Annotated in this window: 21 protein-coding genes; 7 read left to right on the forward strand and 14 right to left on the reverse strand. The window is 64.8% G+C overall.

All coding sequences use genetic code 11. From position 1 onward, the window contains the following. Positions 1–116 precede the first annotated feature (116 nt). Positions 117–1,289, forward strand: a complete 1,173-nt coding sequence (locus NVV95_RS01265) for an ROK family transcriptional regulator (RefSeq protein ID WP_259484723.1) — start codon at positions 117–119, stop codon at positions 1,287–1,289. 115 nt (positions 1,290–1,404) lie between these two features. Next, positions 1,405–2,424 (forward strand): IS481 family transposase, encoded by a 1,020-nt coding sequence (locus tag NVV95_RS01270; RefSeq protein ID WP_259484724.1) that lies wholly within the window; start codon positions 1,405–1,407, stop codon positions 2,422–2,424. 18 nt (positions 2,425–2,442) lie between these two features. Here the strand turns inward: NVV95_RS01270 and NVV95_RS01275 are convergent, their stop codons facing one another. The 5 genes from NVV95_RS01275 to NVV95_RS01295 all read right to left on the reverse strand — a co-directional run bounded on the left by NVV95_RS01275 (position 2,443) and on the right by NVV95_RS01295 (position 8,127). Next, positions 2,443–3,375: an SMP-30/gluconolactonase/LRE family protein gene (locus NVV95_RS01275; protein ID WP_259484725.1), complete on the reverse strand. Its 933-nt coding sequence runs from the start codon at positions 3,373–3,375 to the stop codon at positions 2,443–2,445. Then, on the reverse strand, positions 3,372–4,508 hold the full coding sequence (locus tag NVV95_RS01280; RefSeq protein ID WP_259484726.1) for a hypothetical protein: 1,137 nt from the start codon (positions 4,506–4,508) through the stop codon (positions 3,372–3,374). Before NVV95_RS01280 ends, NVV95_RS01275 begins: the two co-directional genes overlap by 4 nt. Continuing rightward, complete coding sequence (locus tag NVV95_RS01285) at positions 4,505–5,998, reverse strand: sugar ABC transporter ATP-binding protein (RefSeq protein ID WP_259484727.1); 1,494 nt, start codon at positions 5,996–5,998, stop codon at positions 4,505–4,507. The genes NVV95_RS01280 and NVV95_RS01285 overlap by 4 nt, the downstream gene beginning before the upstream one ends. A gap of 69 nt (positions 5,999–6,067) precedes the next feature. Then, positions 6,068–7,048 (reverse strand): sugar ABC transporter substrate-binding protein, encoded by a 981-nt coding sequence (locus tag NVV95_RS01290; RefSeq protein WP_259484728.1) that lies wholly within the window; start codon positions 7,046–7,048, stop codon positions 6,068–6,070. A gap of 65 nt (positions 7,049–7,113) precedes the next feature. Continuing rightward, a complete protein-coding gene (locus NVV95_RS01295) occupies positions 7,114–8,127 on the reverse strand; it encodes an ABC transporter permease (RefSeq protein ID WP_259484729.1) in 1,014 nt (337 codons plus the stop codon). 417 nt (positions 8,128–8,544) lie between these two features. Here NVV95_RS01295 and NVV95_RS01300 point away from each other — a divergent pair, with 417 nt between their 5' ends. Then, a complete protein-coding gene (locus tag NVV95_RS01300) occupies positions 8,545–9,123 on the forward strand; it encodes a recombinase family protein (protein ID WP_259484730.1) in 579 nt (192 codons plus the stop codon). Positions 9,124–9,360: 237 nt separating this feature from the next. On the opposite strand, the gene NVV95_RS01305 is transcribed toward NVV95_RS01300, so the two are convergent. The 8 genes from NVV95_RS01305 to NVV95_RS01340 all read right to left on the reverse strand — a co-directional run bounded on the left by NVV95_RS01305 (position 9,361) and on the right by NVV95_RS01340 (position 17,273). Further along, complete coding sequence (locus NVV95_RS01305; RefSeq protein WP_259484731.1) at positions 9,361–10,770, reverse strand: amidase; 1,410 nt, start codon at positions 10,768–10,770, stop codon at positions 9,361–9,363. 13 nt (positions 10,771–10,783) lie between these two features. After that, complete coding sequence (locus NVV95_RS01310) at positions 10,784–11,035, reverse strand: hypothetical protein (protein WP_259484732.1); 252 nt, start codon at positions 11,033–11,035, stop codon at positions 10,784–10,786. Further along, positions 11,032–11,862 (reverse strand): ATP-binding cassette domain-containing protein, encoded by an 831-nt coding sequence (locus NVV95_RS01315; protein ID WP_259484733.1) that lies wholly within the window; start codon positions 11,860–11,862, stop codon positions 11,032–11,034. The genes NVV95_RS01310 and NVV95_RS01315 overlap by 4 nt, the downstream gene beginning before the upstream one ends. Beyond that, entirely contained in the window at positions 11,849–12,781 is a 933-nt protein-coding gene (locus tag NVV95_RS01320) for an ABC transporter ATP-binding protein (protein ID WP_259484734.1), read from the reverse strand. Before NVV95_RS01320 ends, NVV95_RS01315 begins: the two co-directional genes overlap by 14 nt. A 9-nt stretch (positions 12,782–12,790) precedes the next feature. Continuing rightward, on the reverse strand, positions 12,791–13,711 hold the full coding sequence (locus NVV95_RS01325; RefSeq protein WP_259484735.1) for an ABC transporter permease: 921 nt from the start codon (positions 13,709–13,711) through the stop codon (positions 12,791–12,793). Further along, entirely contained in the window at positions 13,708–14,667 is a 960-nt protein-coding gene (locus NVV95_RS01330) for an ABC transporter permease (protein WP_259484736.1), read from the reverse strand. Before NVV95_RS01330 ends, NVV95_RS01325 begins: the two co-directional genes overlap by 4 nt. Then, a complete protein-coding gene (locus NVV95_RS01335; RefSeq protein ID WP_259484737.1) occupies positions 14,667–16,358 on the reverse strand; it encodes an ABC transporter substrate-binding protein in 1,692 nt (563 codons plus the stop codon). The genes NVV95_RS01330 and NVV95_RS01335 overlap by 1 nt, the downstream gene beginning before the upstream one ends. A 177-nt stretch (positions 16,359–16,535) precedes the next feature. Further along, the gene (locus NVV95_RS01340) at positions 16,536–17,273 is read right to left on the reverse strand and encodes a GntR family transcriptional regulator (RefSeq protein ID WP_259484738.1); all 738 of its coding nucleotides are present in this window, start codon (positions 17,271–17,273) and stop codon (positions 16,536–16,538) included. Between the two features lie 302 nt (positions 17,274–17,575). On the opposite strand from NVV95_RS01340, the gene NVV95_RS01345 reads away from it, so the two are divergent. The 3 genes from NVV95_RS01345 to NVV95_RS01355 all read left to right on the forward strand — a co-directional run bounded on the left by NVV95_RS01345 (position 17,576) and on the right by NVV95_RS01355 (position 21,502). Beyond that, complete coding sequence (locus NVV95_RS01345; RefSeq protein WP_259484739.1) at positions 17,576–18,220, forward strand: SHOCT domain-containing protein; 645 nt, start codon at positions 17,576–17,578, stop codon at positions 18,218–18,220. Positions 18,221–18,343: 123 nt separating this feature from the next. Next, positions 18,344–19,432: a DUF8606 domain-containing protein gene (locus tag NVV95_RS01350; protein ID WP_259484740.1), complete on the forward strand. Its 1,089-nt coding sequence runs from the start codon at positions 18,344–18,346 to the stop codon at positions 19,430–19,432. An 84-nt stretch (positions 19,433–19,516) separates the two neighbouring features. Then, a complete protein-coding gene (locus NVV95_RS01355; protein WP_259484741.1) occupies positions 19,517–21,502 on the forward strand; it encodes an ATP-binding protein in 1,986 nt (661 codons plus the stop codon). Positions 21,503–21,839: 337 nt separating this feature from the next. Here the strand turns inward: NVV95_RS01355 and NVV95_RS01360 are convergent, their stop codons facing one another. Further along, entirely contained in the window at positions 21,840–22,592 is a 753-nt protein-coding gene (locus NVV95_RS01360) for an SDR family oxidoreductase (protein ID WP_259484742.1), read from the reverse strand. Positions 22,593–22,795: 203 nt separating this feature from the next. Here NVV95_RS01360 and NVV95_RS01365 point away from each other — a divergent pair, with 203 nt between their 5' ends. Continuing rightward, positions 22,796–23,554, forward strand: coding sequence for an SDR family oxidoreductase (locus NVV95_RS01365; protein WP_259484743.1), 759 nt, complete (start codon positions 22,796–22,798; stop codon positions 23,552–23,554). The last annotated feature ends 30 nt before the right edge of the window (positions 23,555–23,584 follow it).

A 23,584-nucleotide genomic window follows, 5' to 3' on the forward strand; every position in this document is an offset into this window, starting at 1 on the left:
CCCGCAAAGGATCGAAGTCGACATATCCGGATCGCTCGGGATCTCGGGGCATCCGTCGTCACGGACGCTAAACTCGATCGCGGTCTGATCGATGATGCGGTGGGCGAGGGATGTCGATGTCTGAACGATGGGGTACAGACATCCGCGACTACAACCGGGGCCGCATCCTCGCCTATCTCGAGCGCTCGGCCGCCGCTACGCGCACCGAGCTGGCCTCCGTCACCGGACTCTCGCGTGCCACCGTCACGTCGATCATCGCTGAGCTCATCCGCGACGGCACCATCCAGTCCGTCGCCTTCGCCGGCGGCGCCGGCACGACATCAGGCGCGGGCCGGCGGCCGCAGTTCGTGGGCCTGGTGCGGGAGGCGGGCTTCGGTCTGGCGATCGAGATCGGTCACGAGCGCATCCAGGTCGTCCACGCGCGCGCCGACGGGCACGTCGTCTCCCACGAGTCCGCGCACCTCGCCCCCTCCGACGATTCGGCCGACGCCGTGCGGGCGACCCGTGCCCTGACCGCATCGCTGCTCAAACGAGACGGGCTCGACCTGGCGGCGTGCCTCGGCACGGTCGTCAGCATCCCCGAGCCGCTCGACCGCAACGGCGACGTCGCGCGGGCCCGGCAGGACACCCGGTGGCGGGGCACGAACCCGAGGGTTCTGCTCGGCGAGGCGCTCGGCAACGACGTCTGGGTCGAGAACGACGCGAATCTGGCCGTCATCGGGGAGATGGTGTTCGGTGTGGGGGCCGGCGTCGAAGACCTCTTCTACGTGAAGATCGCCCACGGCATCGGCATGGGGCTCGTGCTCAACGGTCACCTGGTGCGAGGCGCGAACGGCCTGGCGGGCGAGATCGGCCACACGCAGGTGCGCGACGACGGCTTGGCCTGCGTCTGCGGCAATCGCGGATGCCTCTACACGCTCGTCACCGGCCAGTTCCTCTCGCACCACCTACAGCCGGTCACCCGCAATCCCGAGTTGGGGCTCGCCGAGGTGTCTCTGATGGGGCGTCGATCCGATCCGGGGGCCCGTCGTATCCTCCAGGATGCCGGGTTCGAGGTGGGGCACTCGCTCGCGAACCTGGCGAACGCGCTGAACCCGCGCATGATCGTGGTGGGCGGCATCCTCGCCGAGAGCGGGCCGTGGATGCACGACGGCATCGCGCAGGGGATCGGGCGCTACGCAGAGCCTCAGATCGCCGACTCGCTGTCGATTCAGAAGTCCGCTCTGTCGAACCGGGGCGAGTTGATGGGCGCCGTCGCCATGGCGGTCGGCATCGCGCCGATCACCTAGGTGTGATGTCCAGGGACGTTGTTTCGTGACACGTCGTGGATGTGCGAACGGGCGAAGGCCTCCGGTTGTGAAGTGGAGCTGTTCAAGGAACCGCTTCACTGACCAGGAGGCCTTCGTGTCCCACGCTAATGCGGCTTTAACGCCGCGTGCTCGTCTGAAACTCGCAATCCTGATTGTCGATTCCGGTTGGCCTCCGACGGTCGCGGCGAAGATGTTCATGGTCTCGACGGTGACCGCCCGCAAATGGGCTGCTCGCTATCGTGCAGCCCGCAAATGGGCTGCTCGCTATCGTGCCGAGGGCGCTGGGGGGATGGTGGATCGGTCGAGTCGGCCGCACTCGATGCCGGCCAAGACCCCACCGGAGCTGGTGAAGAGCATCGTCCGGCTGCGGTGGCGGCACCGACTCGGCCCGGTCCAGATCAGCGGGCAGTTGGGCGTTCCCGCCTCGACCGTTCACGCGGTCCTCGTCCGCTGCCGGACCAATCGTCTCTCCCGCATCGACGAGCTCGTCGGGGAACCCGTGCGCCGCTACGAGCACCCCTATCCGGGCGCGATGATCCACGTCGATGTCACCAAGTTCGGCAACATCCCCGACGGCGGCGGACACCGGTTCGTCGGCCGTCAGCAGGGCTACCAGAACCAGATCGCCACGGCCGGACTGCCTCGCGGCAAGGACTACAAGCCCCGCACCGGGAAGTCGTTCCTGCACACCGTGATCGACGACCACTCTCGCGTCGCCTATGTCGAGATCTGTTCCGACGAGACCGCTACCACCGCAGTCGGCGTGCTCCGACGAGCATTCACCTGGTTCGCCGACCGCGGCGTGACCGTCGAACGGGTCCTCTCCGAAAACGGCTCCGCCTACCGTTCCTTCGCCTGGCGAGACGCCTGCGCAGACCTCGGAATCACCCCGAAACGCACCCGCCCCTACCAACCTCAGACCAACGGCAAGATCGAACGCTTCCACCGCACCCTGGCCGACGGTTGGGCCTACGCCCGCTTCTATGGTTCAGAAACCGAACGCCGACAAGCACTCCCGGGCTGGCTGCACTTCTACAATCAACACAGATTCCACTCCGCAATCGGAGCCCCACCCACCAGCAGACTCAACAATCTGCCTGGGCAGTACACCTAGGGCGCGGCACCCGCCGGCTCAGCGCAGCGGCTGCACCGCCAGCGGGCTGCCGGGGAAGTCCCACGCGAGGCTCACGACCCGGCCGGTCTCCGCCTGGGTCACGAACAGCGTGCTGAAGTCGGGCCCGCCGAAACAGACGTTCGTCAGGTCGCGGTCGTCCATCGGGATCTCCCGCTCGACGCTGCCGAGAGCACCGACCACGAACAGCCGCCCCGACCCGGTCCCCGCGACGATCAGCCGGCCACGGGCGTCGAAACACATCCCGTCCGGGAACGACTGCTCGCCGAGGCGGGCGTAGATCGACCAGTCGCCGACGCGTCCGGGCGCGATCAGGTCGGCCACGAGGATGTCCCCCGTGCCCGTCTCCCCGACCACCAGTCGATCGCCCTCGGGCGTGATCGCGATCCCGTTGGGAAAGACAAGGTCGTCCCGCACGATGGTCACGACACCGTCGGCTCCGACGTATCGAACGGCACCGGGCGGCGACGCGGAGGCGGGCGCCGAGCCGGCGGCGTCGCGCGGGGCCCAGGCCGGATCGGTGAACCAAATCCCGCCGAAGCCATCCAGCACGAGATCGTTGGGCCCGTTCAAGGGCTGTCCGTCACAGCTGTCGGCCACGGTAGAGACGACCCCGGCCGGGTCGACCGACTGGATGAGGGCCGGCTGACCGCCCAGCCCGGCGATCATCCCGGTCGAGGCGTTCGGCCCCCAGTTCCCGCCGTTGTTGCAGAAGTAGAGGGTGCCGTCAGCGCCGAATGCCGCGCCGTTGGGCGAACCACCCGGCCGCACCCAGACCTCGCGCTCACCGTCGATGGTGCGGGAGACCACGCCTCCCGCAAGCTCCACCGTGTAGAGCACTCCGGCCGCGTCGAAGCACGGCCCTTCGGGGTAGGTGAATCCCGTCGACACGACCGTCACGTGAGGGGCATCCGGCCCGCCCGCATCCGTCATCGCAGCTCACCCGCCTTGTAGTCGCGCAGCGCCCGCGCCATCACGCCGTCCGCCATCAGCTCATCAGCCAGGATGTCGACCCAGTGGTACATCGAGACCCCATCGGCACCGGAGCGGGCCACCGCCGCGAGCGCGTCGCGCACCTCGGTCGGCGGCAGGTCGCTGCGTCGCCCCAGCCCGAGGTGCGGCGGCGCGGTATAGGTGGCCGTGGTCTGCAGCGACGCCAGCAACGTGCCCTGCACACGGGGCCGCAGGTCGGCGAGCACCCGTTCGACCCATGGGTCGGGCTCGTACCCGAGGATCTGGTGGTAGACCATCGTCTCTATGTGCTCGGCGATGCCGGAGAGGGCGCCCAGATCCTGCCCACAGATCTCCCGGGCCACGTCGCCGCGGTCGGCGAGCGGGAACGCGAGGCCGTTGATCAAGATCTCGGTTCCGGGACGCACCCGCTCCGCCGCATCCTTGATCGCCTGCACGTTGCGCTCGACGACCGAGCACTTCCAGGCGGTCCACTCGGCTCGGAGCTCGTGCTGCAGCGTGCGGTTGCGCCGCGCGGCCGGACCCTCGCCGAGATCGTGGCCGGTCTCCGCCTCGAACCGCCGCACCGCATCCGGAGCGAACGAGTACTCGGGAATCTCCGACCGCTCCACGACCCGCGTCCAGCTCTCCCAGAAACCCGGAAAGCGGATGAAGTTGAGGAACAGACCGTCGGGCTGGAGGTCGCCGACCACCTCACTCATCACGGCGATTCGGCGCTCGAGGTAGTCCTGGCTGTGCGGACTCACACCGAGGTACCAATCGTAAGGCACCATCGGCTCGTCGTCGGCATCCCGGGGGTTGAGATCGGGGTGGGCCGCGTTCTCCGACGGCCGGAAGTAGACGGCACTCGTCTCGAAGGTGCGGATGCCGCGCTCCCGCAGCGCATCGCGGAACCGGTGGTCGTCGTAAGCGTCCGCCGACGGCAGCACCTGCTCGACATCGCTCGTCGGCACCGGATCGCGCCGGTTCTGCAGGATCACCCAGTCGACACCGTGCGACCTCAGGCGATCGGCGGCCTGCACCTCGCTCAGTCCATATCGGGTGTTCCACTCGAATCCATAGCACTTGACCCCGATGATGGGACTGTCGGTCACGACGTGGGCACCTTTCCGGTGCTGATGACGGTGAGCAGCGTGGCGCGATCGATCTCGTCCGCGCCGATCTCGCGAACGAGCGACCCGCCGACGAGCACGAGCACGCGGTCGGCGAGTTCGAGCATCTCGTCGAGGTCGTCCGAGATGAGGAGGATGCCGCATCCGTCGACCGCGAGGTCGAGGATCTGGCGATGCAGTTCGGCCTTGGCGCCGATGTCGACGCCGGCGGTCGGCTGGTCGAGCAGCAGCACCGTGGGGTTGGCCGCCACGGTGCGGGCGAGCAGCACCTTCTGGGCGTTGCCGCCGCTCAGGTTGCCGACGATGGTGCCGGGGCGGTTGGGCTTGATCTGGAACTTCTTCATCAGGCCGTCGACCAGGCGGTCGCGACGCCGGCGACGCACGAAGCCGGCGGTCGTCAGCGAGCGGTCGAGCGCGGTGAGCTGCAGATTGGAACGGATGCTTGAGCTCAGCACGAGCCCGTTCTGCTTGCGGTCTTCCGGCAGCATGAGCAGTCCCGCGGCGGCCGACGACCCGGGCGACCGCCGTGGCAGCGACCTCTCGGCCACGCTGACCTGCCCGCTCGACTTCACGTCGCCGACGATGGCGCGCGCCAGCCGGGTTCGACCCGAACCCACGAGCCCGGCGAGCGCCACGATCTCGCCCTTGTTGATGTTGAACGACACCGGCGGGCGGCCGGAGACGCCCAGCGCATCCACCACCAGCGCTTTCTGCGGCCGGATGCGGGTGCCCTGATCGCTCTCGGCCCGCTCGGCGATCGAGCCCTCGCTGTCGTCGACCAGGAGCCGCGCCAGCGAGTCCGTCGTGCACTCCGCGACATCGAGCGAGGAGATCACCTCGCCGTCGCGCATCACGGTGACCACATCGGCGACATCGATGACCTCGTCGAGGAAGTGGCTGATGTAGACGATGCCCACACCCTTGGCCGTGAGCGACCGCATGATCGCGAAGAGGTGCGCCCTCTCATCCGGGGCCAATCGGGCCGTCGGCTCGTCCATCACGAGGTAGCGCGCGTTGCGGGCCAGGGCGCGCACGATCTCGGTGAGCTGCTGGTCGGCCACCCCGAGTGAGCTGACCGGCCGGTCGAGCGGGAGGGAGATGCCGAAGCGTTCCGCCTCCTCGGCCGAGCGCTTGCGCAGCTTGCGGTGCGGCAGCAGACCGAACTGGGCCTTCGGCTCCCGCCCGAGCGCGATGTTATGGGCGACGTCGAGCTCGGGGATGAGCGCGAAGTCCTGATAGATCACGGCGACGCCGCTCTCGAGCGCCGTGCCCGGGCTCGAGAGCGGCACGGCGGCGCCGTCGATCTCGACGTCGCCCCCGTAGTCGGGGAAGACCCCTCCGAGCACCTTCATGAGGGTGCTCTTGCCGGCTCCGTTGTGGCCGATCAGGGCGTGCACGGTGCCCGGCTCGACCGCGAAGTCGACGCCGTGCAGCACCTCCACCGGCCCGAACGACTTTCGGATTCCCGTCATCTTCAGCACGTGTCACTGCTTCCCGTAGTCACTGATGATCTTTCGTGGCGTCGCCTGGGGCGACGGCCGTCACTCGCCCCAGGCGGCCGCGATGTCGTCGACGTTCGCAGAGGTGATGACGGGCATGTCGATGAAGGCCTGGGGCTGCGGAACCGCATCCTCGTCGCCGTTCAGCCAATCGACCGCGTACTGGATGGCCTGCTTGCCCTGGGGCGCCGGGTCCTGGTCGACGGTGCCGAACACGAAGCCGTCCTGGATGGCCTTCTTGACGTCGGCCGGGTAATCGCCGAGCACGAACGTCACATCGGTGCGGCCGCTCTCCGCCGCGTTCTTCGCGCCGCTGACGCTCTCCGGACCCTGGCTGACGATCGCGTCGAGCTGGCCGGAGGGGTACTTGCTCAGCATGTCCTGGATCACGCCGAGGGCCTCGGCGTTGTCCCAGTTCGCGGTCTGCTCGGCGACGATCTCGATGCCCGGGTAGTCGGCGAGACCCTCCTCGAGACCCTGCTTGCGCTGGATCTGCGCCGAGGTGCCGAGCGCTCCCATCACGTAGCCGACCTTGGCGTTCTCGCCCACGGCCTCGACCAGCAGCTCGGCCTGGTGGCGGCCGAACTCCACGTCGTCGACGCCGACGTAGGTGATGACCTCGGCGCCGGTCGACGTGTCGGCCATGGTGTTGACCGCCATCACCGGGATGCCGGCGCTGTTGGCCTGGCGGATGGCGGGCACGATGCCCTGGGGATCGCTCGGGCTGATCAGGATCATGTCGACCTGAGCCGTCACGAAGTCCTGCACCACCGACACCTGGGTGGCGAGGTCGCCGTTGCCACTGCGGATGTCCAGATCGGCTCCCAGTTCATCAGCGGTGGCTTCGGCGTTCGAGATGAGGTTCGAGTAGAAGGGAACGGAGGTGTCCCAGATCATGTAGCCGATCTTCATCCCGCCGTCGGCGGATCCGGAGTCGGTGCTGCCCGAGGAGCAGGCGGCGAGGGATGCTGCGGCGAGGGTCGTGGCGATGACCGCTGCGACCGCGCGTGCTTTCTTGTGCATGAGTGCCTCTTTCTTGTGTGTCATGTCCACTTCGACATGGGTTCAGGGGTGTGTGGAGCGGGGAACTATCGCAGTTGGCGTCGCTTGCGCTGGTAACTATCGACGCCGACGGCGAGCAGGATCACGATGCCGGTGACGGCCGGCTGCCAGTAGGGCGAGACGCCGTTGAGGTTCAGGGCGTTCGCGACCACGCCGAGCAGCAGGGTGCCGAGCACGGCGGAACTGACCTTGCCGACCCCGCCGGCGAGCGGCACGCCGCCGACGACCACGGCCGCGATGGAGGAGAGGGGCCATCCGGTCGCGCTGTTCGGCTGGCCGATACCGGTCTGACCGAGAAGCACGATGCCGGCGACGGCCGCGAGAACGGCGCCGATCACGTAGGTGACGATGATGACGAGCGTGACGTTGACGCCCGCGAGCCGCGCCGCGTCCTTGTTGCCGCCCACCGCGTAGATGTACTGCCCGAACTTCGTGAACGTCAGCAGCGCGAAGACGAGGAGGGCGACGACGATGAAGATTGCAGTGGCGATCGGCAGCGGGCCGATCCGGCCGAGGCCGATCTGGGTGAACGACTCGGGCACTCCGTAGACCGGCTGAGCCTCGGTGGCCACGAAGAGAAGCCCGGTCACGAGCACCTGGGTGCCGAGGGTCACGACGAACGGGTTCATGCCGATCACGGCGATGCAGAACCCGTTGAGCAGGCCCACCACCGCGCCGACGGCGAGAGCGACCAGGATTCCGAGCGCGGGGTTCGTGTTGACGATGAGCACGGCCGCGACCACCGAGGACATCGCCCCGACCGCGCCGACCGAGAGGTCGAAGCCGCCCACGATGATCATGAGCAGCATGCCGCACGCCACGATGCCGATGATCGAGTTCTGCTGCAGCACGTTGGCGATGTTGCCCCAATTGCCGAACGCCGGAGTCGTGGCCAGCAGCACGATCACCAGCAGAACGAAGATGGCGAGGATGGCGAGGCTGGCGAGGCGCTGCCGCACCTTCGCGAAGCCGAAGCCGCCGCCTCCGCTGGGGAAGCTCTCGCGGGCCCGTGTGCCTCCGGGGGTTGCTGATCTGGCCATTGACCTGGGCTCCGTTCGTTGCTCCATTGCGTCTTGTGAGGTCTCCGCAATGGTGACAACCAACATTCCTTACTGTCAAACATCAAACCGATTAACCAGCCAATTCAAATACGGATTAGGCAGATTGGCTTAGACCCCTGGCGTTTAGGCGATGAGCCAGCGCGTATGCGCGAAGTTACTGAAGGTGTTCAACTTGAGTTTGAGCAGAATGCGATCTCACGTGTGAATCAAAGTCTCGATAGCCTCCGTCGCCGCAGATACGTCTCGAAGCTAAAGGATTCTGAGACACCCGGGGTGGGCCCGGCCAACTACTCCCCTACCGCGGAATCTCGGCACCGCTCGGTGTCTCACAAAGTCATCTCATGTGCCTGCGCGTCTTAGGGCTGATCAAGAGGCTTTACGAGACATGATTGCTGCATGAGGCTTCTTGGCTACACACGTGTGAGCACCGCCGGCCAGGACCCGCAGCTCCAGATCGATTCACTCCTCTCTATCGGCGTACAGAAACGGGACATCTTCGCCGACGTCACATCCGGAAGCAAGACCGCCACATCACGACCGGGGATGCAGCGCCTCCTCGAGTACGCCGAGGCCGGCGATACCGTCGTCGTCTGGCGCGTCGACCGACTCGGTCGGTCCCTGATCGATGTGCTGAATACCGTGAACGGGCTCCGCGACGCGGGCATCAACGTGCGATCCATCTCGGACGGCATCGATCCGGCGACTTCGACGGGCCGGCTGATGCTCAACATGCTCGCCACTTTGGCCGAGTACGAGCGAGAGCTCATCGTCGAACGCGTCAACGCCGGCATCGCCGTTGCTCGAGAAGCCGGCACCCAATTCGGACGCCCGAAGTCCGACCCCGGTGTCGTCGGCGAAAAGCTCGCGATCGTCGCCCAGGCTCGATCCGCAGGCAAGACCGCGGCCGAGGCAGCGGAACTAGTCGGTTGGAGCCGGGCTACTCTCTACCGCAACCAAAGCGCGCAATCACGCTGACCGCGGCGACCCGTGTCTCACAAGACTGCTCGAGCACGTGAACCACCGCGACAGCTTTGAAGACATAGCTGCGAGACACCGCCGTCGCGCACTGAAGCCATTCAGACGCTGCCCGCCAAAACATTCACGAGACGCCTCGCATCCCTAGAGTTGAGAGACGCCGCACTGCCACGCGCTACTACGCCGTCCTCTGATCGAGATCGTGAGCCCTGCCTCGGCACAGGCCCCGCAGAAGCGCTATGCGGAAACGACTGATGACAGGGGTGCGGTCCGGAGGTGCCAGTCGGTGACACGTTGGAACGCGTCTCCGGCACGCAGCACGAGTGCCTCCTCGAATGGTCGTCCTGCGATCTGCATTCCCAGGGGCAGTCCCGCGGCGGTGAACCCATTGGGTACGGTCATCACGGGGTTGCCGACGACATCCCAGTAGGACGTGTTGACTGCTGCCACGAAACTCGGGAGGTCGTGGAGTTCGTCCAGACCGGTCGCGCCGACGTTGTTCGTCGGCGTGATCACGAGGTCGACATCCTCGAACACGCGAGCGAGCTTCTGCTGCGACACCCGGCGAACCCGCTGTGCCTGGACGTAGTCCGCGGCCGTGTAATAGATGCTTCGTGCGATCATGTCGCGAGTGGCGGCGAAGTAGTCGCCCCATGCTCGTTCCGCGTCGGGTGCGTGGTATCCCAGAAGCTCCCCGCCTGTGGTGACGTACAACGCAGCGAGCGTCTCCTCGTACAACGGCAGCGACACGTCCACCACGGTCGCACCGAGGGCACGCAGATGCTCGACCGCCACCGCCAGAGCGATCGGCACAGTCGGATCCTGGTCAGTCCAGGCCGTGAGCAAGTCGACGCCGACCCGCACACCGGCGAGGTCGCCCGTGAGCGCCGCCGCGTAGTCCGGCACCGGTTCGACACGCTCGGAGACCGAGTTCACGTCTGCGGGGTCGAAACCTGCAAGCGCTTGCAGGAGGTGTGCGCAGTCCTCCGCGCTCCGAGCCATCGGCCCGATGTGGTCGAGGGACCAGACCGCGGGCACGCAGCCGGCCTTCGACACTCGACCGAAGGTCGGCACGAGTCCCGTGATGCCACAGAATGCCGCCGGAATACGGATGCTTCCCCCCGTGTCGGTTCCGATGGCGGCGAGGAACATACCGGCCATCACGCCGTTGCCGCTTCCCGAGCTCGATCCACCGGTGTACCTCTCCGTGTTCCACGGGTTGCGCGGGAGGGGAAATGGTTTCGTGAGGTCGGGCAGCCCGACAGCGAACTCCCACGTCGTGGTCTTGCCCATGACGATTCCGCCAGCGGCTCGAAGTCGCGCCACGGCGGAGGCATCGGCGCGACCGTTCCACTCCGGATCGTGGACGACGCTCTGAGCCGTCGTCGGTCCTTCGACCGTCGTCAGGATGTCCTTGATCCCGAGAGGGATTCCGTGCAGGGGGCCGACGTCTGCCCCGGCCGCGAGCAGCTCGTCGGCGACTTCGGCAGCCTCTAGTGCCGTCTCGGAATACCGCGCGAGGAAGGTTCCGAGATCGGCGTCATAAAGGTCAGCTTCGGCGATCGCGTGCTCGACCAGTTCGACGCTGGTGGTCGAGCCGTCTCGCAGCGCTGCAGCAGCGGCGGACAGGGTGAGAGGTGTGGTCACGATTTCTCCAGTGTTAGGGACGAGCACGGAACACCAGCGCCGGCTCGGCGTAGCGTGCTTCTGGGACGGCATAGAGCATCCGCACGGCGGCACGCGCCGGGGCGAACCCGGCGATCAGGCCGGAGATCTCCTCCTCTGAGGGTGAGATGCGTGCAAGTGCGAGCATCGTGCGCACGGCGCTCTCCGGATCAATGAACGGCTCGGCGTTCGCGACTGCTGATCCGGCCTCGGGTCCGACGCTCGAGTCAGATGTTCCGTGTTTCATTGCGTGCTCCGATCGATGGTGGGGTCAGGGGCAGGAAGGGTCGGATCCAGAACGGCGTCCAAGAGCGTGCGGGTCACGGCGCTGCGCGGGTGGGTGAAGAGGTCGTCGACATCGCCCTGCTCGACGAGCTTTCCCTTGTCGAGCACCCCCGCGCGGTTGCACATGTATTCCACGAGAGAGAGGTCGTGGGTGATGAGGAGCATCGTCAGTCCGCGTTCGGCCTGGAGATCCTTGAGCAGGTTCAGGATCTGCGCCTGCACGGAGACGTCGAGAGCTGCTGTCGGTTCATCGAGGAGGAGGAAATCCGGTTCGGTCGCGAGTGCCCGGCAGATGCCGAGCCGCTGACGTTGACCGCCGGACAGCTCGTGGATGTAACGGTCGTAGTGAGCCTCGGTGAGCCCGACGCGTTCGAGCAGTTCGACTACCCGGCTCCGGGTGCGATCGGACTCGACGACACCGTGGCGGACGATAGAGAACGCGATCTGGTCGCCGACGGACCGGCGTGGGTTGAAAGTGGATCCGGAGTCCTGGAACACGATCTGCATCCGCTTGCGGAAACGTCTGAGCTCGGTGCCCGCCATGCGGGTGACATCCACCCCGCCGAGGGTGACCACGCCACCGGTCGGCTTCTCGAGCGCCATGACCATCCGGCCGGTTGTCGTCTTGCCCGAGCCGGATTCACCAATCAGCCCCCACGTCTCACCGCGTTCGATCTCGAAGCTGATCTCGTCGACAGCGACGAAATCGACGTGCTTACCCAAGCCCTTCTTCGCGGGATACGACTTGTGGAGGTCGCGAACCTCCAGGAAGGTGTCAGACGGTTGCATAATCGGCCCTCTCTGCGAACGCCGACTCCTCGACGAAGACCGGAAGCCGCCTCTGCGAACGCGGCACTGCGCGTTCCGTCTCGGACAGACGCAACCGTGGGACGGCATTCATGAGCCCCTGCGTGTACGGCTGCCGGGGGAACGAGATGATCTCTCCGGCCTCCCCCTGCTCCACGATCCGTCCCTTGCGCATCACGGCCACGGTGGTGCACATGTGGGCCACGACACCGAAGTCATGCGTCACCATGAGCATCGAGGTGCCGAGGTTCTTATTGATGTCGAGAAGCAGATCCAGGATCTGCTGCTGCACGGTGGCGTCGAGGGCTGTGGTGGGCTCGTCGGCGATCAGCAGCTGGGGCCGGCAGGCGAGCGCGATCGCGATGACCACGCGCTGGCGTTGACCGCCGCTCAGCTCATGAGGGTAGGAACGCATCCGCCTGGCCGCATCCGGGAGGGCGACGATATCGAGAGAGTCGAGTGCGATTCGCGCAGCCGTCGCCTTGTCCACGTGTTGATGCAGACGGATGACCTCGATCAGCTGGTCGCCGATCCGGAAGGATGGGTCGAGGGCGCTGAGGGCGTTCTGCGAGACGAGTCCGATTCTTCCGCCTCGCACATCCCGCATCTGGCGCTCGGTCTTGGTCAACAGATCCTCGCCCTGGAAGCGAACTTCTCCGGAGGTGATCTTGGCGCGGCGGCTCCCGATGAGTCCGAGGATGCAGAGGGCTGTGACGCTTTTCCCTGAACCGGATTCACCGACGAGGCCGAGTATGCCGCCTTTCTCGACAGTCAGGTCGACGTGGTCGACGGCGCGGACGGTTCCGCTGTCGGTCGCGAACTCGACACTCAGGTCGCGGATCTCGAGCACGGGTGCGGTAGCCGGCGATCCGGTCTTCGCGGGAGGTGTGGGGGTGGTCATGCTGGTCGCCTAACTCGTTTGCTTGCGAGGATCGAGAGCATCTCGGAGGCCGTCGCCAATGAGGTTGAACGCGAGCGAGACGATGAGGATGACCGTCCCGGGAATCGCGGCCAGGTACACATAGCCCTCGAGGAGCACTTTGCCGCCGTCGGAGGTCATGATTCCCCAGTCGGGTGTCGGGGGGACGACGCCGATGCCGAGGAAGCTGAGCCCGGCAGTCACAACGATCGTGAGCCCGCAGAGCGTGGTGGCGTAGACGACGAGAGGCGAGACCACGTTCGGAAGCAGCTCGCGCCAGAGGATCTGCGGAACGGTCGCCCCGGCGGCCCGCGCCGCCTCCACGTAGTCCTTGCCGGTCTCCTGCACGGTGGCGGTGTAGGCCACCCGAGCCAGATAGGGCACGAGCGTGATGCCGACCGCGATCATGACGTTGCCGAGGCCGGCGCCGAAGACCGCAGCGATGGCGATGGCGAGGAGTACGAGCGGAAAGGCGAAGATCACGTCGAGGATGCGCATCAGCACCTCGCCCACCCGTCCTTTCGCGTATCCGGCGAGAAGACCGATCGTGAGTGCGATCGGGAACACCACGACCACCGGGACCACCCCCGCCACCAGCGAGTTGCGGCCGCCGTAGAGGATGCGGGAGAGCACGTCTCGCCCCTGCCCGTCGAGACCGAGTGGGTGGCCCGGGGTGCCGATTCCCTGGAGCCGTTCGCTAGCGCTCCCCTCGGTGGGGCTGTACGGCGTCAGGAAGGGAGCCAGCATGGCCGCCAGAACCACGAGCACGAGCACGATGAGGGCGACGACGGCCGCCTTGTCGCGCACGTAAGCACGCACGGCGAGGCGGAACCTGCTCGGACCTTCGTGCTCCATGCCGCCGGACACGGGCGGCATCTCGACGCGGCGCGCCTTCTGAAGTGTGGCGGTCACGCTACTGCCTGCTTTCGGGATCGGGGGTCCAGGACTCCGACCGAGATGTCGGCAAGGAGGTTCACCGCCACGAACACCACGGCGATGAAGAGGACACCGGCTTGAATCGTCGGCATGTCACGCTGCGAGATCGAGGTGTAGAGCTGACCCCCCAATCCCGGCCAGCCGAACACCACCTCGACGAAGATGACTCCGCCGAGGAGGTAGCCCACCTGCAGGCCGATGACCGTGACGATCTGAGGCAGGGCGTTGCGGAGCGCGTGCCGCCAGAGGATGGTGCTTTCCGGAAGCCCGGATGCCCGGAGGGTGCGTACGTAGTCCTGCTCGAGGACTTCGAGGGTCACGCTGCGCGTCATCCGCGCGATGACGGCGAGGGGGACGAGTGCTGCGGCCACCGCGGGCAGGACGAGATGGAGCAGGAGGTCGGGGAGACCGCCGGGCTCCCGCGAGTCGTACATCCCCGAGGTCGGGAACCAGCCAAGCGTCAACCCGAAGAAGCCGATCAGCAGAAGAGCCATCCAGTAGACCGGAACGCTCGCGCCCGTCATCGAGATGAACATCGAGGCCCGGTCGAAGACGCTGTACTGCTTCTTCGCGGCGAGCAGTCCCAGCGGCACTCCCACACCCACGCAGATGATGAGAGCCGCGCCGGCGAGGATGAGTGTGTTCATGAACCGCGGGAGGACGATGTCGATCACAGGTGAGTTGACGATGAGCGATGTGCCCAGGTCGCCTCGCAGCAGCCCGCCGAGGTAGTCCATGAACTGCACCACGATCGGTTTGTCGAGACCCAGCGCCTGGCGCACCTCGGCGATCGCCGCCGGTGTGGCGTTCTGCCCGAGGATGACCCGCGCCGGGTCTCCCGGCACGAGTTGGACCAAGAGGAACACCACCACACTCACCCCGAGGAGCACCAGGAGGGTCGAGACGACCCTCCTGGTGATGAGAGCGGTCATCAGTCGAGGCTCACGTTCGTGAGGTCGTACCACTCCTCGCTCGCCGAGACGAAGCCGCGCACGTTCGGCGCCAGGATGTAGGGAGCCTTGTCGTTCACGATCGGTGCGAACACCGCGTCCTCGGTAGCGATCTCGTTGGCCTGCTTCCACAGCTCCGTCGCCGCCGCGTCATCCGTCGCCGAGATCGCCTGGCCCATCACCGCGTCGAGCTCGGGATTGGAGTAATAGCCGACGTTCGGCCCGTTCGGAGCGATGAGCGAAGACGAGGTCTGCGTGTAGAGCCAGTAGGGCGACGTCATCCCCCAGGACAGCTGTGCGAGCCCCACGTCATCGGGTGTGCCCTGGAAGTAGGTGCCCAGGTACGAGGTCCACTCCGTGGCATCGATCTTCACGTCGATACCCACCTCGGCGAGGTTCTGCTGGATGTACTCCGCCATCGGTACCGGGACGATCTGTCCCGAGCCATCGGTGGAGGTGGTGAGGGTGGTCGTGAAGCCGTCTGGATATCCCGCTTCAGCGAGAAGCGCTTTCGCTTCCTCGAGGTTGCGGGTGTAGGCATCGGTGCGTTCGACATAGGCGTCGTTGGCCGGTGCCTGGATGTCGTAGGCCGGGTTCGCGGTGCCTTGCAGCAGATCCTCCGCCATGCCCTCGCGGTCGATCGCGAGATTGATCGCCTGCCGAACGAGCTTGTTCTTCGTGTACTCGTTGTCGAAGTTGAACCGCAGGAACCAGACGTGCGGCGGGGTCCCCTCGGAGAGCTGGTAGCCCTCGTCGACGAGACCGGCGACGCTGTCCGGGCTCGGAACAGCGATGATGTCGACATCCCCGCTTCGAAGGGCGGCCACCCGGGCCGAAGCGTCAGGCAAGGGTCGGAAGACCACTCTGTCGAGCTCAGGAACGTCGCCCCAATAATCGTCGTTGCGTTCCAGCGTGATGCGTTCGCCTCGCACACGGTCGACGAACTTGAACGGTCCGCTTCCCACCGGGTTGTCCCCGATGCCCTCGTCGCCGTACTTCTCCAGCGCGGCGGGGCTGATGATGCCACCACCACCGATACCAGCCAGCAGTCGAAGGAACGGCGAGAAGGGCTGGGCCATCGTCAGCGTCAGCGTCTGGCCGTCGGATGACACGTCGGCGAGGTTCTGCCACAGGTAGACCGAGCTGCCGGCCGCCTGCGGAGAGTACTGGGGTGAAGCCGGGTCCCACATGCGACGCACGTTGTACTCGACGGCGGCCGCATCCACGGGCGTACCGTCGGTGAAGTTCGCGTCGCGGATCGTGAAGGTGTAGACGAGTCCGTCAGGTGACACCGTCCACGAACTCGCAAGACCGGGCTTGAGTTCGGTCACCGGAGCTTCTTCCGATGACTTGCTCAGGTCTTCGGTCACGAGGGTGTCGTAGATCTGGTAGTCGACGCGCCAGGTCACCCAGCCGGCCGGGGACTGCGGATCGAGTGCGCCCGCCTCGGACTCCATCCCGATGACGAGGGTCTGCCCTCCCGAAGTCGATGCCGCGGAGCCGGGGGCGCAGGCGGACAGCCCCAGGACGACGGCCACCCCTACGGCGGTGGTGGTGAGCAGCTTCTTGCTCGACGAGAGTCGGTTAGCTCGTTGCCTCATGCGAATGGTCCTCAATAATCCGGTTACGCCCGCTGAAGAACTCAGGCATCTGCAAGCCCGGTAGTTGGGCATGCCGGAAGGTTATGGTCAGACACATTTCGAGCGACGGTCGTCACCGTTACGCCGCAATTACGCCGCCGCACCAGGGACCAGTCGGCTAATTCGCGCGGCTCTCCGGAACGAAAAGCAGCGATCCGCCGGTTTCACCGGTCGACATGCACACGAAACGCCGACCCTCGGACCGGCGGACTAGGGCAGTCTGGCCCCAAAACCACTTCCTCGCGATGCTTCACTGAAGAGCGCGAAACGGTCACCCCGGCTGCGCCCGAACGCGACGTCGAACGGAATACCCTCTTCGTCGCGGATGACCTGCTCGAAGGCAAGCACCGGCGAGCCTGGGCTGCACTCGAGGTGCATCGCAACGGACTCGTCGGCAACCATTGCCTCTATAAGGAAACTCGACGATCCGATTGTGAGCCCGGCTCGCTCCAGCAACTCATACCAATGCCAGTGCAACGGTATGTCGCGGAGGGCCTCCGCTTGAGGAAACCGGACGTAGTTGGTCCCCAGCGACCACGGTTGCCCTTCACCGAAGATGAGGTAGTCGACGAGCAATCCGGGCGCGCCCGGCTCCTGCTCGAGCTTTCGCGCGACAGGGGGTGGCAACGGCACCACTTCGCGGCGCAGCTCTCGCACGACGAGACGATGGAGGTTTCCGTTGACGCCCTGAGCCTCAAGGAGCGGCATCGCCTCTCGGCGAATGACGACAAAGGTGCCAGTGCCCTGCAGTCGGTCGATCAGCCCCTCGTCCCGCAGCAGCCCGAGCGCATCCCTCACCGTCTGTCGGGGACTGCTGTAGTGCGTCATGAGCTCAGTCTCGCTGGGCAATCGACCGTCGCGAAATGCGCCGCTCAGCACCTCAGAACGAAGGGCGTCGCGCAGATGGCGAGTTTTGTCGAGGCGTGAGAATCGGCCGGGTGGGATCATGACACCACTTTTCCACGCTGATTAGCCCTCACGCTGCCGCGGCACCGCAGATATCTTTCGGAGGCACGAAAGTGGCAACGGAGAACGACATTGATTCGTTGCGCAAAAAGCTCCCGCCGCGCAACGAATTTCTCGCGCCGCAGCTCAGAACTGTCGCGCAACCAGAGCGTCTCGTATCCGCAGGGTTGCGAAACGATGAGACGCTAAGAATTCGCAGCATGCGCACAAACGACTGAGGGTCAATCGCGGGCAGAGTTGGCTACTCCTCCACAGGTGTCGGTGCGCATAGATAGAGTTGCGCCATGGTGGGATACGGACGAGTCGTGGGTGGCGACTACCTGAACGCGGCGGTGTCGACTCCGATTGGGAGCACGGTAGTTGTGCAAGCAGGCTTTAAATTCCGCAAGCTCGTTCCTGAGAACGTTGCGGAATGGGACGAGGTCGTGCCCGATGGAAAAGGCAACGTGGTTAGTGCCGTTGGGAAGGCTGTCGCAGGCGCCGTAATCCCAGGCAAGCTCGGAAAGGCCGCTTCTGCCGCATTCGGCGCCACGATCGATTCCATCGGCCCCACGCACGTTGTGGACATCAGCTGGTCCGACGGCAAACGGTCGCTCATCAAATTGCCGGATGCAATGTTCAAGCACCTGGAGCTCGTGCTTCGATCTCAGCGAGCTGAGCCCGTCGAGCCGGCGCCGGGCACTGACGTCGCACCGCCGGCTGTTGAGAAGCTCACGGTTACCGAGCAAGCATTCTCTCTTGTGTCCGGCATCGTTCGGGACCGCTTTCCTGCGCGTCCTGCCCAATCGCTCGTGTCCGCCAAGCCGACGCCACAGGTGCAGCTCGACGTCACAGAGCAACTCACTAAGCTCGCTTCTCTCCGCGACGCCGGAATCCTCACAGATGAGGAGTTCACGGCGAAAAAGGCAGAACTGCTCGCACGCCTCTGACCACATCGTCGGCCGCGCCATCTCGCTAGCTCGGTACCCAAAACGCATATCCAAAGAGGCTGACCCCATGATCGAATTGCGAAGCACCACGCTTGCCGACGTCGACACAACCGAGCTCGTCTAATGGGCATCGAAATGGGGCTGTGGCGAGCAGACGGCGACGCTCTAACTCGCATCGTGCCCACAGCGGTGGGCTTGGAAGCACAACTAGAGTCCTACATCGAATCGGACCCAATGATCCTGGGCGAGGCGATGCTCGTCATCGGACGCCAGGTACCCACCGCGCATGGCGGCTACATCGACCTCCTCGCGATCGATGAGACCGCCGCAGCCCATGTGATCGAACTCAAGCGCGACAAGACCCCCCGGGATGTGACTGCCCAGGCGCTCGACTACGGCTCATGGGTCGCCACACTCGGCCGCGCCGACATCCTCAACATATTTGCGAACTACCAGCCCGGCGTCGCGCTGGAAGAAGCCTTCGACGCCCAGTTCGGCGGCACACTGCCGGAAGACGTCAACGCCACCCAGGTGCTGACGATCGTTGCAGCGTCAGTAGACGCCGCAACCGAACGCATCGTCCGCTTCCTCAACGAAGACTTCGGCGTGCCCATCAACGTCGTCTTCTTCCGCCACTTCCACGATAACGGCTCCTCCTATTTGGCCCGGACGTGGCTCGTCGAACACGACCCACAGACATCGACCGCCGTCACGCACTCACGGAGGGCGAAGTCCCGGGAACCCTGGAACGGACAGGACTGGTACGTCTCGTTCGGAGAATCTTCCGATGGTCGCCAATGGCACGATGGCGCCACCTACGGATTCGTTTCGGGCGGCGGTGACAAGTGGTTTTCCAGAACGCTCAAGAACCTCACCCCCGGGTCGCGCGTCTTTGCGTGCATTCCCAAGGTCGGATACGTGGGCGTGGGAACCGTTCTGGGCGAGGCCAAGCGATTTGATCAGACCACGGTTCTCAATGCGGGGGCTGAGACCTCACTGATCGGTCTTCCATTGCAAGGCAACTATCGGCGCGATGGTGACGAGGACGACGACATTGCTGAGTGGGCCGTCCCAGTCGAATGGACACACACCGTTCCTCGCGAAAAGGGCTTCTGGAAGCCAGGGATGTTCGCGAATCAGAACACCGCAGCAAAGATGCGGAACCAGTTCACCATCGACCAGGTGTCAGAAGCCTTTGGTCTGGACGCATGAACCAACCACTTGTTGCTGGGGCCGAGGCCATCACAATACAGAGAGCACCTGTCGCGTGTAGCGGCGCGCGTGTGAGGATGAGCCGTGCCTGAAGTTCACGTCTCCGCGGGTCAGCCGCTTCTCGAGTCCTACACGAAGACACCCGGTGTAGGGGTCTGCGAGCTCGTCTGGAACGCCTTCGATGAAGATGCTCGGAACGTTCATATCAACGTTGAGCGCAGCGAACTCGGAGCAGTCGAGCAAATCTTCATCAAGGATGATGGGCGCGGAATGACAGCGGAACGGGCAAACCTCGCGTTCTCCCGAGTCGGCGACAGCTGGAAGCGCATGCCGGGCACTCAAACCGAAGATGGGCGTGCGGTGCACGGCAAGCTCGGCCGTGGGCGCTATGCAGCTTTCTCCCTTGGCTCCAGCGTGGAGTGGAAGTCCACCAGCGAATCTGTCGAAAGCACTCTCGCGAGTATCTCGATCTCGGGTTCACGGGGCGCGTTAGATAAGTTCGATATCGAGCAACTTGATGCGTCGGCTGAGGAAACAGGCACGACGGTCCGGATCGTCGGCGTCCCCCTGGCCGCAGCGCGTGAGTTTGACGAAGCCAATGCCCTGCGTGAACAGATCTTGTTCGAATTCGCGTTGCAGCTCGAGCGGCACCCAGACTTCCACATCTACTTCCTAGGTGAGGAGATCAAACCGTCGGAGGTGATCGACAAGCGCACAGAGGTGCTCCTCCCGGTCCCTGATGAGATCGCAGGTGAAGCGAATCTCACGATCATCGATTGGAAACTTACAAACGTAGAGCGTCGCCTCTATCTCTGTTCTGAAGACGGAGCCATTATCGACGAGATGCCGCCGCGCGTGCAGGCCGTGGGTGCAGAGTTCACGGCCTATGTGAGCTGGCATGGGTTCCGTGCCGACTCGGGAATCATGGTCGATTTAGACGACGAATCCCCCGCCTCGAAAGTCATTGAGGCGGCAAAGAACGCTCTACGTGAACATTTGTCCGACGCCGGCCGCAAACGCGAAGCAGAAACGATCGAGCGGTGGCGCTCCGAAGGCGTTTACCCGTACAAGAGCGCGCCAGCGAACGAACAGGAGCGCGCCACCCAGGACACGTTCAAATTTGTCGCAATGGCCGCAGCACGAACCGTGGATGAATCGAAGGCGCTCAAGTCGAAGGCTCTGGCGCTAAGTCTGCTAAAGGAGACGTTCGAGACTGACCCAGAAGCGTTGCTGCCCATCCTGCGAAAGTTCTCGCAGCTGCCTCAGTCGCGCATTGATGAGCTGAAAGAGGTGCTGGAACATACGACGCTTTCACAATTGATTTCTCTTGGACACGAAGTGGGCAGCCGCGTTGACTTCTTGTCCGGACTGAATGCGCTCCTCTTCGACAAGCAGATCAAGCGTCGCATGCTCGAGCGCCGGCAGTTGCATCGTATTCTCGCCCATGAAACATGGCTCTTTGGCGAGGGTTGGGCGATCACGGGTGATGACGAGCGACTCACCGAAGTCTTAAAGAAGTACCTCGACAAGCTCGGGCTCGACGTTGAGCTTGCGAACGGGCCGCCTCTTCTTCGCGAGGATGGTTCGGACGCCATTCCTGACTTAGTCCTCGGTCGGCAGTTGGAAACGCGCGAGAACTTCTTCTCACACCTCGTCATCGAACTAAAGCGTCCAAACCATCGCCTCACCGATGATGATGTGACCCAGATCCGGAGCTATGCCAGCGCCATCACGAACGACGAGCGCTTCGATCAGCCGAACTCGCACTGGGATTTCTGGCTGATTGGTAACGAGATGAAGGACACCGTGGAGGAAGCCCGTAACCAGGCCAACCTCCCACCGGGCGTCGTACAAAACAGCAAAAAATACACCATCACTGTCCGCACTTGGGCGGAGATCATCGGAGACGCTGAACACCGTTTGAAATTTGTGCAGGAGTCCTTGAAATACGAGTCAGACCGGGATCAAGGCCTGGTCAGCATGCGGGATAAATATAGCGAGTACCTACCCCAGGCGGCTCTCGATTCGGAAAATGGCACTTCACCGGAGGAGGAGTCAGAAGTCGCCTGACCCCAGCGAGGGTAATGCGAACTGCCCCAAACCGACGTCTCTGTTAGCTCCCGGTTACCGGACTCTATTCGGATTTGGCATTTGGGACGCGCGGTTCGGCGCGTCCCGCGTTCGGGCGACGCGTTCGGTGAGCGATCCCTTATCGAGACGGTTGCAAAAGGGTGTTGCAGATAAGGCACCTCTGCAGGCAACTAAGTCGGGCGGGGTAAACGGGCATCCCAGCATCGACGCGGCCGACGCGGCGGGCCAGCGCCGCGTCGGCCGGGCAGTGCATCACGCATCTATGTGAGTCCCGGCCCCCGATCAATTGCAGTTCAGGTGTCTCTCATTCGACGCGTCACCGAGCCGAAGCGGCGATCCAGTCCTCGAAGCGGGTGTCGAAGATGGTGGCGTCGGGGCCGGGGAGGAGCATACGGTCGGTGAGTCGTTGCCCGAAGTAGGTGGCTTCGGGATCGGTCACGATCGTGCGGTGATCGGCGAGAGCGGCAAGGCCACGTCGCACGAAATCGTCGATACCGAATTCTTCGGGTCCCGCGATCTCGATGGTGCCGTTCAGGGGCTCACCCACGGTGACTTGGGCCACAGCCGTCGCAACGTCATCCGCGGCCAGAGGGCGGATGAGTGCGTGCGACAGATGGACCTCATCACCGACCGTGCCGGCGCCAGCGATCCCCGTGACGAACTCGAAGAACTGGGTGGCGTGCACGAGGGAGTAGGGGATGCCGCTGGCTTTGAGGATGCGCTCCTGCGCAACCTTGGCGCGCTGATAGCCGCTATCGACCATCCGGTCTGAGCCCACCACGGAGACGGCGACGTAGTGGTTAAGGCTCGCGGCCTTTGCGGCCTCGACGATGTTCGTCGTGCTCATGGTAAAAAAATTCATTACGTCGTCATCGGCGAATGACGGCGAGTTCGAGACGTCGAGCACGGTGTTGGCGCCCGCGAGCACCTCGGCGAGGCCTTCACCGGTGAGAGTGTTCACTCCCAAGCGAGGGGCCGCCGCCACTGCATCGTGGCCGTGCGTTGCGAGCCGCTGGATGACCTTGGAGCCGATGAGGCCGGTGCCTCCGATGACAACGATTCTGCTCATGGGGCGATCCTTTCGATACTGCGGTGGGGCGCTTCCTCACCCGTCTGATCGCTATGACCGGCCGGCAGGCCTTTCTGTGACGGATCGCCGAATATGCGCCGTTGAGGCATCGCGCTGCCGTGGTTTGAGATCGTTGTCACGATTTGGCTGCTCGCCCGGTCAGTACTGGTTAAGAGACCACCTAGGGAACCAGGGAGAACGTCATGCGAGTAGTTGTCGTCGGGGGAACCGGCTACGTGGGAAGGCGAGTTGTCGAGGCGGTGCAGCATCTCGGGCACGCCGTGGTGTCGGCCTCGCCGAGCAATGGTGTCAACACGGTTACGGGCCGGGGCATTGATCGTGCGCTGGAAAGGGCGGATGTCGTGATCGACGTCACGAACCCGACGAGCACCGACGCGGTCGCGGCGCGGGAGTTCTTCCAGGCGTCGACCAGACGACTGCTCAAGGCCGAGCGGGAGGTCGGGGTGAAGCACCACGTCGTGCTCTCCCTGGTGGGCGCGGACTCGTCGGCCAACGACGGTTACTTCTCCGCGAAGGCCGCCCAGGAGTCGATGGTCGAAGCAGGCAGCATCCCGTTCTCGATTTTGCGCGCGACGCAGTTCTTCGAGTTTGCGCGCACGATTGCGGCTTGGAACACCCACGAAGACACCGTGCGTCTGCCCGGCACCGAGGTTGAGCCCATCGCCGTGCACGACGTCGTCGCCGCCCTGGTGGAGGTCGCCTCCTCGGCCGCGCGCAACACCGTCGTCGACATCGCCGGCCCAGAACGCATGTCCTTGGACGGCTTCGTGCGTCAAGTGCTGCTGAAAGACCACGACACCCGGTACGTCGTGCAGGATGCCAGCGCCCTTCCCCATGGGTTCAACGTCGGGGGGCGCCTTCTCGTCCCTGCTGGTTCAGACAGGATGATCGCCCCCACCACGCTCGGCCAATGGCTCGACACCTCGAATGGACGCCGCTAATGCCGGCGGTGGTCATCGTCGGTGGGGCCC

The sequence above is a fragment of the Herbiconiux gentiana genome, from assembly GCF_024978135.1.
Lineage (GTDB): Bacteria > Actinomycetota > Actinomycetes > Actinomycetales > Microbacteriaceae > Herbiconiux > Herbiconiux gentiana.